The sequence below is a fragment of the Streptomyces sp. NPDC055287 genome (assembly GCF_053646035.1).
The window spans coordinates 130,377-142,712 of record NZ_JBSHNE010000004.1 but is presented as its reverse complement, the minus strand read 5'-3'; the positions used below and the strand labels follow the sequence as shown (position 1 = coordinate 142,712).

11 protein-coding genes and 1 tRNA gene are annotated in these 12,336 nt (G+C 72.1%); 4 read left to right on the top strand and 8 right to left on the bottom strand.

What is annotated here, in order from left to right:
• Positions 1-140 precede the first annotated feature (140 nt).
• On the bottom strand, positions 141-1,190 hold the full coding sequence (locus tag ACWIHY_RS08670) for an LLM class F420-dependent oxidoreductase (RefSeq protein WP_454374907.1): 1,050 nt from the start codon (positions 1,188-1,190) through the stop codon (positions 141-143).
• A gap of 195 nt (positions 1,191-1,385) precedes the next feature.
• Between ACWIHY_RS08670 and ACWIHY_RS08665 the strand changes: the two genes are divergently transcribed.
• Both ACWIHY_RS08665 and ACWIHY_RS08660 read left to right on the top strand, forming a co-directional pair.
• Positions 1,386-2,369: an aldo/keto reductase gene (locus ACWIHY_RS08665; RefSeq protein WP_454374906.1), complete on the top strand. Its 984-nt coding sequence runs from the start codon at positions 1,386-1,388 to the stop codon at positions 2,367-2,369.
• Positions 2,366-4,828: an ATP-binding domain-containing protein gene (locus ACWIHY_RS08660; protein ID WP_454374905.1), complete on the top strand. Its 2,463-nt coding sequence runs from the start codon at positions 2,366-2,368 to the stop codon at positions 4,826-4,828. The genes ACWIHY_RS08665 and ACWIHY_RS08660 overlap by 4 nt, the downstream gene beginning before the upstream one ends.
• A 62-nt stretch (positions 4,829-4,890) precedes the next feature.
• On the opposite strand, the gene ACWIHY_RS08655 is transcribed toward ACWIHY_RS08660, so the two are convergent.
• Positions 4,891-5,586, bottom strand: coding sequence for a hypothetical protein (locus tag ACWIHY_RS08655; protein WP_454374904.1), 696 nt, complete (start codon positions 5,584-5,586; stop codon positions 4,891-4,893).
• A 47-nt stretch (positions 5,587-5,633) separates the two neighbouring features.
• On the opposite strand from ACWIHY_RS08655, the gene ACWIHY_RS08650 reads away from it, so the two are divergent.
• Complete coding sequence (locus ACWIHY_RS08650) at positions 5,634-5,822, top strand: DUF5703 family protein (protein ID WP_018535088.1); 189 nt, start codon at positions 5,634-5,636, stop codon at positions 5,820-5,822.
• 73 nt (positions 5,823-5,895) lie between these two features.
• Here ACWIHY_RS08650 and ACWIHY_RS08645 read toward each other — a convergent pair whose 3' ends face one another.
• The 3 genes from ACWIHY_RS08645 to ACWIHY_RS08635 form a co-directional block, all read right to left on the bottom strand.
• Entirely contained in the window at positions 5,896-6,681 is a 786-nt protein-coding gene (locus ACWIHY_RS08645; RefSeq protein ID WP_454374903.1) for a chaplin family protein, read from the bottom strand.
• 147 nt (positions 6,682-6,828) lie between these two features.
• Positions 6,829-7,062, bottom strand: coding sequence for a chaplin ChpH (gene chpH / locus ACWIHY_RS08640; RefSeq protein WP_214976507.1), 234 nt, complete (start codon positions 7,060-7,062; stop codon positions 6,829-6,831).
• A gap of 194 nt (positions 7,063-7,256) precedes the next feature.
• Entirely contained in the window at positions 7,257-8,600 is a 1,344-nt protein-coding gene (locus ACWIHY_RS08635) for a M20/M25/M40 family metallo-hydrolase (RefSeq protein ID WP_454374902.1), read from the bottom strand.
• 137 nt (positions 8,601-8,737) lie between these two features.
• On the opposite strand from ACWIHY_RS08635, the gene ACWIHY_RS08630 reads away from it, so the two are divergent.
• Positions 8,738-8,825, top strand: a tRNA-Leu gene (locus tag ACWIHY_RS08630).
• 39 nt (positions 8,826-8,864) lie between these two features.
• Here ACWIHY_RS08630 and ACWIHY_RS08625 read toward each other — a convergent pair.
• The 3 genes from ACWIHY_RS08625 to ACWIHY_RS08615 are packed head-to-tail and all read right to left on the bottom strand — an operon-like array spanning position 8,865 to position 12,284.
• Positions 8,865-9,497 carry an MBL fold metallo-hydrolase gene (locus ACWIHY_RS08625; RefSeq protein WP_454374901.1) on the bottom strand — a complete coding sequence of 211 codons (633 nt, stop codon included), beginning with the start codon at positions 9,495-9,497 and terminating at the stop codon, positions 8,865-8,867.
• Positions 9,494-10,582, bottom strand: coding sequence for an S-(hydroxymethyl)mycothiol dehydrogenase (locus ACWIHY_RS08620; protein WP_454374900.1), 1,089 nt, complete (start codon positions 10,580-10,582; stop codon positions 9,494-9,496). The genes ACWIHY_RS08625 and ACWIHY_RS08620 overlap by 4 nt, the downstream gene beginning before the upstream one ends.
• 58 nt (positions 10,583-10,640) lie before the next feature.
• On the bottom strand, positions 10,641-12,284 hold the full coding sequence (locus ACWIHY_RS08615; RefSeq protein WP_454374899.1) for an amidohydrolase: 1,644 nt from the start codon (positions 12,282-12,284) through the stop codon (positions 10,641-10,643).
• Between the last annotated feature and the right edge of the window lie 52 nt (positions 12,285-12,336).

Genomic DNA, 12,336 nt, shown 5'->3' with positions numbered 1-12,336 from the left:
GAAGAATGAACCCCGGGGCGGTACGGGCGCGTAACCCCACCGGGCCGTGGGGCGTTGTTGTGCATGACGGCCGTGGCGGGGAAGACCCCCGAGCCCCCACCACGGCCGCAGACTTTCTTCCGTTTTCTCATCCTGCGGTATTACGCCAGACCGGCGCGCTCCAGAGCGTCGGTACCGGCCCGCAGGGCGGAGATCCGCTCGTCGAGCGTGAAGCCGGCGGGGGCCAGCGTCAGTGTCGTCACCCCGGCCGCGGCGTACGCCTGCATCCGCTCGGCGATTCGCTCCACGGAGCCCAGCAGGGCCGTCTGGTCGATCAGCTGGTGCGGGATCGCGGCGGCCGCGCCCTTCTTGTCACCGCTCAGGTACTTGTCCTGGATCTCGGCGGCTTCCTTCTCGTAGCCCATGCGCTGGGCGAGCTGGTTGTAGAAGTTCTGCTTGCGGCTGCCCATGCCGCCGACGTACAGGGCGGTGTACGGACGGAACATGTCGGCCAGCGCGTTGACGTCGTCGCCGACCGCGAGCGGCAGGGTGGGGCAGACGTCAAAGCCGTCCATGGTCTTGCCGGCCTTCTCGCGACCCGCGCGGATGTGCCGGAGCGCGGTGTCCTCGATGTGCTCGGCCGAGGGGAAGATCAGCAGCGCGCCGTCGGCGATCTCACCGGTCTGCTCCAGGTTCTTGGGACCGATCGCGGCGATGTAGAGCGGGATGTGCTCGCGCTCCGGGTGGACCGTGAGCTTCAGCGGCTTGCCCGGGCCGTCGGGCAGCGGCAGCGTCCAGTGCTGCCCCTCGTACGACAGGCGCTCGCGGGTCATGGCCTTGCGGACGATCTCGACGTACTCGCGGGTGCGGGCCAGCGGCTTGTCGAACTTCACGCCGTACCAGCCCTCGGAGACCTGCGGCCCGGATACGCCCAGGCCCAGACGGAAACGGCCGCCGGAGAGGGAGTCGAGGGTGGCGGCCGTCATCGCGGTCATGGCGGGCGTACGGGCCGGGATCTGGAAGATCGCGGAGCCGACGTCGATGCTCTCGGTCTGGGCGGCGACCCAGGAGAGCACGGTGGCGGCGTCCGAACCGTAGGCCTCGGCGGCCCAGCAGACGTCGTAGCCGAGCCGGTCCGCTTCCTGGGCGACGGCCAGATTGTCGCCGTCCATCCCCGCGCCCCAGTAACCGAGGTTGATGCCGAGCCGCATGCCGCTCTCCTTACTGATCAGTAACGTCTGTGCCCGGGACTCTAGCGCGCGGGGGCGCGATCCGTCAGGGGGCGTCCGGGCGGCGCCGGAGGTCTCCGGGAACGAATCGGCCAGGTGGCCCCGCCCGTCGACCTGTCCACCGGACTTGTCCACAGGTCTCCTGCCGCCGGGCCCCCGGCCAGTAATCTCGCGCCCATGGAGCAGAGGCATCTCGGCCGTACGGGCCTGCGCGTATCGAGAATCGGGCTGGGCACCCTCACCTGGGGCCGGGACACCGACGAGCACGACGCCGCCGACGTGTTGAAGGCCTTCTGGGACGCGGGCGGCACGCTCGTCGACACGGCGGACGTGTACGGCGACGGGGAGGCGGAGTACCTGCTCGGGCAGCTCGTGGAGCGGCTCGTTCCGCGGCGCGATCTGGTCATCGCGACCAAGGCGGGCAGCGTGCCCGATCCCGACCGGCGCTTCGACGGGTCGCGCGGCCATCTGCTGGCCGCGCTCGACGCGTCGCTGGAACGGCTCGGCACGGACTACGTCGACGTGTGGCAGGTGCACGCCTTCGACCCGGCGACGCCGCTGGACGAGACGCTCCAGGCGCTCGACATCGCGGTCGGCAGCGGCCGGGCGCGGTACGCCGGGGTGTCCAACTTCTCCGGCTGGCAGCTGGCGAAGGCCGCCACCTGGCAGCTCGCGGCGCCCGGTGTCCGGACCCGGCTGGCCAGCACGCAGATGGAGTACTCGCTGCTCCAGCGCGGGGTGGAACGCGAGGTGTTGCCGGCCGCGCTCGATCTGGGGGTCGGGCTCCTGCCGTCGTCGCCGCTCGGCCGGGGCGTGCTCACGGGCAAGTACCGGCGCACCGTACCGCCGGACTCGCGCGGCGGGTCCGAGCACCTCTCCGGGTTCGTCGCGCCGTACCTCGACGAGGCGGCCCGCCGCATCGTCGACGCGGTGGCGACGGCCGCGGACGGCCTGGCCACGACCCCGCTCCAGGTGGCCCTCGCCTGGGTCCGCGACCGGCCCGGCGTGGTCGCCCCGATCGTCGGCGCGCGCAACGCGCAGCAGCTCGCGGCGGCATTGTCAGTGGAGGCGCTTAGTCTTCCAGACGAGATCTGCCAGGCGCTCGACGACGTGTCGGCGCCCGTGCACCGCTATCCCGACCAGGACTGGAGCACGCTGTGACCGCGCTTCCCCGGGGGGCAACCCCCGGATCCCCGGCTGAACCCCGCGACACGACCACGGCGGCCGGTACCGAGCCGGCCGCCGAGCCGACGGTTCCGGCGCCGGCGCCCGCCGGGGACGACGAGAAGCCGGCCACCGAGCGCGCCACCACGGCCCGGGCGGCCGGCCCCGGGGCCGGTGCGGCACAGACCGCGCCCGGCGCGGACGCCGAAACCACCGGGGAGGCGACCGGGACCCCGACGGACGCGACTGAGGACGCAGGTACCGAAGTGCAGCACGACGACAGCCCAGAGCCCCCCGAGGACGACACCGAGGACGAGGCGACGGACGCTGGAGGCCACGGCGACGACGCGGGCGAGGAGCCCCCGACCGCTGCCGGCGAAGGTTCGGCGGAGGCCGAAGCTGGGGCCGCCGGTGCTGAAGGCGCGGCCGCCGTGCCGCAGTTGTCCGAGGCCGAGGCGGAGATCGCCGCACAGCGGGAGTTGCGGGAGCGGATCGAGCGGCGCAAGGCCGAGAAGGCGGCGCCCGTCGAGGCGGGGGCCAAACTGAGCGGGCAGGCCGCCGAATTGCTCGCGGCCGTACGGGCCGTGGAGAGCGGCGCCAAGTCCGGCGACGCGTTCTTCGCGTCCCCGGCACCCGCGCCGCGCCCCGTCGCGCCCGCACCCGCCGCCTCCCCCGCTGCCGGTCCGGAGGCGCCCTCACGCGTCGCCCCGGCGGCCGGGACCGTCGCCGCCGCGCCCGAGGCCGTGGCTTCGGTTCGGGCCGTGCTGGCCGAGGGCGGAGCCCCCGGGACGCTGGCCGCGCCTGTCGTCGGCGTACTCGGGGAGCAGGCCGGGCAGGTACTGCGCGACGATCCGTGGCAGTTGCTGTCCGTACCGGGGGTGCGGCCCGAGCAGGCCGACGGATTCGCGCGCGCCCTGCTGGGCGCGGAGTGCGGCCCCGGCGACGAACGGCGCACGGCGGCTCTCGTCGGCTGGCTCCTGGAGCGGGCGGCGGTCCAGGGCCACACCGCCCTGGAGTCGGGCACGGTCCGCAAGGCGCTGGCCGAGCACAAGGTGCCCGATCCCGACGAGGCCGTTCAGAACGCCGTCTCCGAGGGGGTGGTGCTCGTCTTCCAGGACGGCGGAGCCGACGAGGCAGACGAGAGCGACGGGCCCGTGGAGGTTCTGCTGGGGCTCGACCGCTACGCCCTGGCCGAGGAGAGCCTCGCCGACGGCTTCGCCCGGCTGGCCAGCACGTTCGACAACGACGCGGCGCAGGCGGGCGATTGGGACCCGGGGGCCGTCCCGCCCTCCGCCGCCGAGCTGATCCGCGCGGCGGCCGCCAATGGCCTGGTCGCCCACAGCGGCGGCGAGGCGGCCCGCGCCGAACCGGCCGCGCTGGTCGCCGTGGCACGCGGGCTCGGCCTGCGGGCGTACGCCGCCTCGCACAGCGCCGACGGCCGCGGGCGCCTCGCCGCCGTGATCGACGACGCAGCGGCATCGGTCACCGTCTCGGGGCTGCTCGCCGGTACCGAAGGCCCCGGCCGGGACGAGGACGGCGCGCTCGCCCTCGACCTGCTGGTCGTGCTGGACGCGCCGCAGCTGGACGTGGAGACCGCCGCGATCCTCGCGGAGTCCCTGGCGGACGGCACCAGGCTCGTCCTCAGCGGCGACCCCGGCGTGCTGTCGTCCGCCGGGGCGGGCCGGGTCTTCGCCGACCTGCTGGCCGCCCGCGCGTGCCCGCACATCGTGTCGCGTACGCCCGACCCCGGCCCGATCGGCGAGCTGGTGTCCGGCATCGGGATCGGGGAGCTGAACCAGGTCGAGGCGCCCGGCAAGGAGGTGGTGATCGTCCCGGTCCGCGACGCGGGCGAGGCCGTTCACCGTACTGTCCAGCTGGTCGCCGACTCGGTGCCGCGCGCGTTCGGGGTGTCCCCCGCCCAGACCCAGGTGATCACCCCCGGGCACGGCGGCTCCGCGGGCACCCGCGCGCTGAACGCCGCGCTCAAGCAGCGGCTCAACCCCGGCCCGGGCCGGTTCGGCGGCTTCGACCCCGGCGACCGGATCGCGTACGTCCCGGCGCCCGGCCGGACCCTGCCCGGCACGGTCGTGTCGGCGGACGCCGACGGCCTGCACCTCGATTGCGACGGCACACCGGTCGTCGTACCCAAGGACCGGGTCGAGAACACGGTGCGGCATGCCTGGGCGCTCACCGCGCACCAGGCGACCGGGATGCGGTGGCCCGCGGTCGTGGTCGTCCTGCCCGGCGACGCGGCGCCGGCGCTCAGCCGCCCGTGGATCTACACCGCGTTCAGCCGCGGGGAACGGCACCTTTCCGTGGTCCACGGCGTCGACCAGGCGCTGCCGCGCGCGGTGACGGAGATCCCGGACCGGCCGCGCACCACGCGCCTGCGCACCCTGCTCCGGCCACCCGCCCAGCCGCCCACGGAGCCGACCGCCGGGGAGCCCGCCCCCTAGAGGACCGGGGAGGCCGCCGGCCGGGGCTCAGGCCGGGCCTGACGAGCTCCGGCCGGAGGGTCTCAGGTCCGGTCGGAACCGTCGGCCTCGTCGAACTCGTCGTCGAAGACAGAGCTGACATCGAAGCGGCACACGACCCGCTGCGGATCGGCCTCCTCGAAGGGGGCGCTCAGCCACTCCCCCGGCTCGGGCAGGTCGTCCGCAGCGGCCACCCACAGCGTGGAGTCGCCCTCTTCCAGACCGAATTCCTTGTGCCGGGAAGCGATTTCATCCGGTTCGTACTCGCCGAAGAGCACGCCGAGAGCGGCATGGACGCTGCCGCCGACGATGGCCACGGCATTGCCACGCTCCTCGGCATCGACGTCGGTATCGAGCTCGACCTCGATCGCCGGACCGTCGACGTCCGGGTCCAGATCGGCGATCCGCTGCGCCTGGGCGAGCAGTCGCTGCGTCTCCACCACCGCGTAGTCGCGGCGGATCAGGACACTCACGGCATTGGGTTCCTCGGGCCCGGTGTAGGGCGGCAGGGAGTCGTCGGACCCCGGGATCTCGAAGGGTGTGACCTCGTCGTAGCGGTCGTAGAGCCGCTCGTCGTACGCCTCGGCGGCCGCGGCAAGCTCGTTGAACGCGTCGTACACGGCAGGGTCGTCGTCCCCGGTGCGGCGTTCGACCGCTTCGAGGTGGCGGTCGAGCGCGACTTTGACCGCCTCCGCGGCGGCGCGTACCTCGGCAGCGGTGGGCTGCGCAGCATCAGACATAGTGCAGACGCTATCCGTACTGAGGCTCAGCTTGCACAATAGATGCGATGCCGGAATACGAATTTGTCGACGTGTACGTACCTCGTGGGGTCTCCCGCAAGGAGGCGACCCGTCTGCTGACCGACCATGCCGAGTACGGACACTGGGAGTTGGACCGACTGAGTCTGCGCCGGGACGGCAGCCGCCGCGTGCGGCTGCGCCGGCGCATCATCCGACAGGTGCGCGCCACCTGGTGAAGACGGAGCGGGCCCCGCGATCGCGGGGCCCGCTCCGTTTCCCGTGCCGGACGCGCCGGCACTTTTTCCTGTCTTACGCCGCTGAACGTGACCGGCGGTACAGCACCGCACCGGCCAGCAGCAACCCCGCGCCGGCCGGGATGACCACGCCGAGCGGAGCGCCGGCGCCGGTCTGCGCGAGAACGTCGCTGCCCTTGGGCTGCGTGACGGTCTGGGTGTCCGGGCCGTCCGGGCTGCCGGGCTCGTCGGGCGTCGCGGGCTCGTCCGGGTCCGCGGGCACACCGGGCTCGGTGGGCTCCTGCGGAGTGCCCGGCTTCCCGGGTTCCACCGGCTCGCCGGGCTTGCCGGGCTCCCCGGGCTTCCCCGGCTTTCCGGGCTCGTCCGGCTTCCCCGGCTCACCCGGCTTTCCGGGCGGGGTCCCCGTGGAGTCGTTGGCGCAGTCGTTGCCCGTGGCGGCGTTGCCCAGCCCGCCGACAGTGACCGTGTTCCCGCAGGCGTTCACCGGTACGTGGACCGGTGCCTGCACGTTGTTGCCCGAGCCGACACCGGGCGAATCGCTCGTGCGGCCCTCGGCCGCCGATGCGCCGCCGTGGTTCTTGCCGGGCCGCGAGCCATGGGAGTCGTTGACGCAGCTGTTGCCCATGGCCGGATTGAGCACCCCGACCACGTTCACGGTGTTGCCGCACACATTGACCGGGACATGCACGGGAGCCTGCACGGAATTCCCGGAAAGTACACCTGGGGAATCCGACGCGGACCCTCCCGCCCCCGAACCGGCGTGCGCGTTGCCGCCGCTCATGGCCAGCAGACCACTGGCGGCCGCCACGGTGATCAGGCTCTTCCTCGTTACCTGACGCATTTGGTACGTTCCTCTGCCTTTTGCCTTCACCGAATGCCCGCGGGACTTTGTTGCCGGCCGCGGGCCGAATTCCCAGCGGCCCCGGAGTGCGTGGAGCGCACTCCGGGGCCGCCCGGGACTCAGACCCTTACGGGTTCAGTCACAACGTCACTTGTTGACGCAGGTGTTGCCGAAGGCGGGGTTCAGCAGCCCGATCACGGAGACCGTGTTGCCGCACACGTTCACCGGCACGTGGATCGGGGCCTGGACGACGTTGCCCGAAAGCACGCCGGGGGACCCGACAGCAGCACCCTGGGCACCCGAATCGGCGACGGCCATGCCCGCGCCGGCGAGAACCAGACCACCAGTGGCAGCCGCAGCGGCGACGACCTTCTTGATCATTACTTTTCCTCCTTGTTGGCAACCAATGCGGTCCCAGCCGCGGACCGCACACCTTGTAACGAAGGGAAAGTAATGGGGCTACTAGCCTATGGTCTCATTCACTCTTTTCAGTCAAATAGCACGTCCGGCCGATTAGTTGGAAAGTCGTTTCACCACTTGTCCGCTCACCACTTGTCGGGTCGGCGCTTGTCCCGTCAGCACTGGTCCAGGAAGCGGTCCAGAACCCGTACGCCGAACTTCAGCCCGTCCACCGGAACCCTCTCGTCGACGCCGTGGAACATCCCGGCGAAGTCCAGCTCGGGCGGCAGCTTCAGCGGAGCGAAGCCGAAGCAGCGGATCCCCAGGTCGTCGAACGACTTCGCGTCGGTGCCGCCGGAGAGCATGTACGGGACGGCCCGCGCGATCGGGTCCTCGGCCCGCAGCGCAACCTGCATCGCGTCGACGAGATCGCCGTCGAAGCTGGTCTCCAGGGCCTTGTCGCCGTGCACGTCCTCGCGCCGTACCCGTGGGCCGAGGATCCGGTCGAGATCGGCGAGGAACTCGTCCTCGTATCCGGGCAGGAACCGCCCGTCGACGTGCGCCGTCGCCTGCCCCGGAATCACGTTCACCTTGTAGCCCGCGCCGAGCATGGTCGGGGCGGCGGAGTTGCGCAGCGTGGCGCCGACCATCTTCGCGATGCCGCCGAGCTTGGCGAGCGTCGCGTCCATGTCCTCGGGGTCGAGCGGGGTGCCGAGCGCGTCCGAGAGTTCGTCCAGGAAGGACCGTACGGTCTTGGTGACCCGCACCGGCCACTTGTGCCGCCCGAGCCGCCCCACCGCCTCGCACAGCTCGGTGATGGCGTTGTCGTTGTTGGTCATGGAGCCGTGGCCTGCGGTGCCGTCCACGGTGAGCCGCATCCAGTGCATGCCCTTCTGGGCCGTCTCGACGAGATACAGCCGCAGGTTCTCGTTGACGGTGAAGGAGAAGCCGCCGACCTCGCCGATCGCCTCCGTGACGCCCTCGAAGAGCCCCGGGTGCTTGTCGACGAGATGCCGAGCCCCGTACGTACCGCCCGCCTCCTCGTCGGCGAGGAAGGCCAGCACGACGTCGCGCGGGGGCTTGCGGCCGCTGCGCATCCGGTCGCGTACGACCGCGAGGGTCATCGCGTCCATGTCCTTCATGTCGACGGCGCCCCGGCCCCACACGCAGCCGTCGGCGATCTCGCCCGCGAAGGGGTGGTGCGTCCAGTCCTGCGCGTTCGCCGGAACGACGTCGGTGTGCCCGTGGATGAGCAGCGCGGGCTTCGACGGGTCCTCGCCCTCGATCCGGGCCACGGTGGAGGCCCGCCCCGGGTGGGACTCGAAGATCTGCGGTTCGAGCCCCACCTCGGCGAGCTTCTCCGCGATGTACTCCGCCGCCGCCCGTTCCCCCGGCCCCGAGTGGTCTCCGTAGTTGCTGGTGTCGATCCTGATCAGGTCCCGGCAGAGATCGACGACCTCGTCCTCGCCCGAGACCGGAACGGCCTTGTCCGCCCGGCCGGCCCTCTTCGACTCGCTCACGCTGCTTCCTCCCACTGGCGTTGCTGGTGGTCCCCCTCATCCTCCCGCCGCCCCACCAGGGGGTGTGATCAGGGGGTCTGAATGTTTGCTATGGTTTTCCACGTCGGAACGGCCCGGGGCCGCGAGACAGACACCTTGTCCGGGTGGCGGAATGGCAGACGCGCTAGCTTGAGGTGCTAGTGCCCTTTATCGGGCGTGGGGGTTCAAGTCCCCCCTCGGACACCAGCGAAGAACCCCCAGTCGAACTGGGGGTTCTTCTGTTTTTCAGTGCCCTCTGGTGATCCACTCCTGGAGATGCGGGGCTTCCGCGCCGATGGTGGTTCCGTCGCCGTGGCCGGTACGGACCTCCGTGTCCGGGGGCAGCGTGAGGAGCCGGTCGCGGATGGAGCCGACGATCGTCGGGAAGTCCGAGAACGACCGCCCGGTGGCGCCGGGCCCGCCCTGGAAGAGGGTGTCGCCGGTGAAGACGGTGGCCAGCTCGGGCGCGTGCAGGCAGACCGCGCCGGGGGCGTGGCCCGGGGTGTGCAGGACGGTGAGCGCGGTGCCGGCGACGGTGAGCGTCTGTCCGTCGGTGAGCTCGCCGTCGGGGGCACGCTCCGGGTGCGTCTGCTTCCACAGGGGCAGGTCGTCGGGGTGGAGCAGGATCGGGGCGCCGGTGGCGGCGGCGAGGGCCGGGGCCGCGTCGATGTGGTCGTTGTGGGCGTGTGTGCAGACGATGGCCCGCAGGGTACGGCCCTGGAGTGCGGCGGCGATGGCGTCCGCGTCGTGGGCCGCGTCGATGACGATCGCCTCGGTGTCGTCGCCGACGATCCAGACGTTGTTGTCGACGTCCCAGGTGCCGCCGTCCAGGGAGAAGGTGCCCGAGGTGACCAGGTGGCCGATCCGTGCGGAGGTCATGAGAACTCCACCACCGAGCGCAGTACGTCGCCCTCGTGCATGCGCGCGAAGGCCTTCTCGACGTCGCCGAGCCCGATCGTCTCGGTGACGAAGGCGGCGAGGTCGATACGGCCCTGCTGGTGCAGGTCGATGAGCATCGGGAAGTCGCGTGAGGGCAGGCAGTCGCCGTACCAGGAGGACTTCAGGGCCCCGCCGCGGCCGAAGACGTCGAGGAGCGGGAGGTCGAGCCGCATGTCGGGGGTGGGGACGCCGACGAGGACGACGGTGCCGGCCAGGTCGCGGGCGTAGAAAGCCTGCTCGTACGTCTCGGGGCGGCCCACCGCCTCGATGACGACATCGGCGCCGAAGCCGCCGGTGAGCTCGCGGACGGCTTCGACAGGGTCGGTGGAACGGGAGTTGACGGTGTGGGTGGCGCCCATGGTGCGGGCGGTCTCCAGTTTGCGGTCGTCGATGTCGACCGCGATGATCTTCGCCGCGCCCGCGAGCCTCGCTCCCACGACGGCCGCGTCGCCCACGCCGCCGCAGCCGATGACGGCGACGGAGTCGCCGCGGCCGACCTGGCCGGTGTTGATGGCGGCGCCGATGCCCGCCATCACTCCGCAGCCGAGCAGGCCCGCGACGGCGGGCGAGACGGCCGGGTCGACCTTGGTGCACTGGCCGGCCGCGACCAGGGTCTTCTCGGCGAACGCTCCGATGCCGAGCGCCGGGGACAGCTCGGTGCCGTCGAGCAGCGTCATCTTCTGCCGGGCGTTGTGAGTGTCGAAGCAGTACTGGGGGCGGCCGCGCAGACAGGCCCTGCAGCGGCCGCACACCGCACGCCAGTTGAGGACGACGAAGTCGCCGGGGGCGACCTCGGTGACGCCCTGGCCGACCGACTCGACGATGCCCGCCGCCTCGTGTCCGAGGAGGAAGGGGAAGTCGTCGTTGATGCCGCCCTGCTTGTAGTGCAGGTCGGTGTGGCAGACCCCGCACGCCTGGATCTTCACGACGGCCTCGCCGGGTCCCGGGTCCGGGACGAGGACGGTCTCCACCCGCACCGGTTCGTTCTTCCCCGGTGCGACAACCCCTCGGACCTGTTGTGTCATGGGTGAACTTCCTTCCTCGCGCGTCGACTACGGGCACCGCATCCGCACCGTACCCGCTCTAGAGACCGGCGTCGTAGACCTTCCGCCCGTCCACGAAAGTGCAGGCGACGCGGGTCGCCGCGATCTCCTCGGGTGGTGCGGCGTACGGGTCGCGGTCGAGCACGGCCAGGTCGGCGAGCGCTCCGGAGCGGATGCTTCCCGTGTCGTCGAGGTGGTTCACGTACGCGGACCCGGCCGTGTACGCGGCGAAGGCGTCCGTGAGCCCGATGCGCTGCTCCGGGAGGAAGACGGGGCCGTCGCCCAGCGGCTCGACGCGGTTGACCGCCGTGTGGATGCCGTGCATCGGGTCGGGGCTGCTGACCGGCCAGTCGCTGCCCGCGGCGAGGGTGGCTCCGGAGCGCAGCAGTGCGCCGAACGGGTACTGCCATCCAGCTCGTTCGTCCCCGAGGAAGGGGATGGTGAGTTCGTCCATCTGCGGTTCGTGCGCGGCCCACAGGGGCTGGATGTTGGCGGTGGCGCCGAGTTCCCTGAAGCGGGGGATGTCGTGCGGGTGGACGATCTGGAGGTGGGCGAGGTGGGGGCGGGTGTCACGGTGGCCGTTGGCGGTGCGGGCCGCTTCGACCGCGTCCAGGGCGTCACGTACGGCGCGGTCCCCGAGCGCGTGGAAGTGGGCCTGGAAGCCGAGGGCGTCCAGCTCTGTGACGTACCGGCGCAGGTCCGCGGGGTCGATGAAGCTGGTGCCGCGGTTGGCCGTGGCGCAGCCGCAGCCGTCCAGGTAGGGGTCGAGGAGGGCGGCGGTGCCCGTCTCGGCGACTCCGTCGACCATGAGCTTCACCGATCCGGCCCGGAAGCAGCCGTGGCTCAGCTCGGACCGGCGTGCGACCAGTTCGGGTATCTGCTCGGCGCCGCGTTCGCGGTCCCACCACAGGGCTCCGCTGACGCGGGCGGTGAGCGATCCGTCGCGCGCCGCGGTGAGGTACGCGTCGGCGGGGTCGGACATGGAGCCGAAGGTGCCGACGATGGCATCCTGCCAGGCGGTGATGCCGTACGAGTGGAGCAGTCGCTGGGCCCGGAGCAGGGCGGCCAGCCGGTCGGCGGGGGTGGACGGCGGAGTGAGGCGGGCGACCAGGTCCATGGCGCCCTCCTGGAGCAGGCCGGTGGGCTCGCCGTCGGCGTCCCGCTCGATGCGGCCGTCGGCCGGGTCGGGGGTGGTGCGGTCGATGCCCGCGAGACGCAGCGCGCGGGTGTTGGCCCAGGCGCCGTGGTGGTCCCGGTTGGGCAGGTAGACGGGGCGGTCGGGAACGACCGCGTCGAGCAGGTCCCGGGTGGGGCTGCCGCCGGCGAACGCCTCCATGGACCAGCCGCCGCCGGTGATCCACTCCCGGTCGGGGTGCGCGTCGGCGTACGCCCGGACGGCGGCGGTGGTCTCCGCCGCCGTCCGGACGGCCGTCAGGTCGCACTGCGCCAGCTCCAGGCCGGCCGACACGGGGTGGATGTGGGCGTCCTGGAATCCGGGCACGAGCAACCTCCCGGCGAGGTCGACGACTTCGGTCTTCGGCCCGATGAGGTCGCGTACCTCGTCGTGGCCCACCGCGGTGACGCGGCCGCCGGTGACGGCGACCGTGGTGGCGCGGCTGCGGGCGGCGTCCAGGGTGAGGACGGGGCCGCCGGTGAGAACCAGGTCGGCGGGGTTGTGGCGCATGGTGAGGTTCCTTCGGCAGGAGTGACGGGAAGGGAAAGCGGCAGGAGTGATG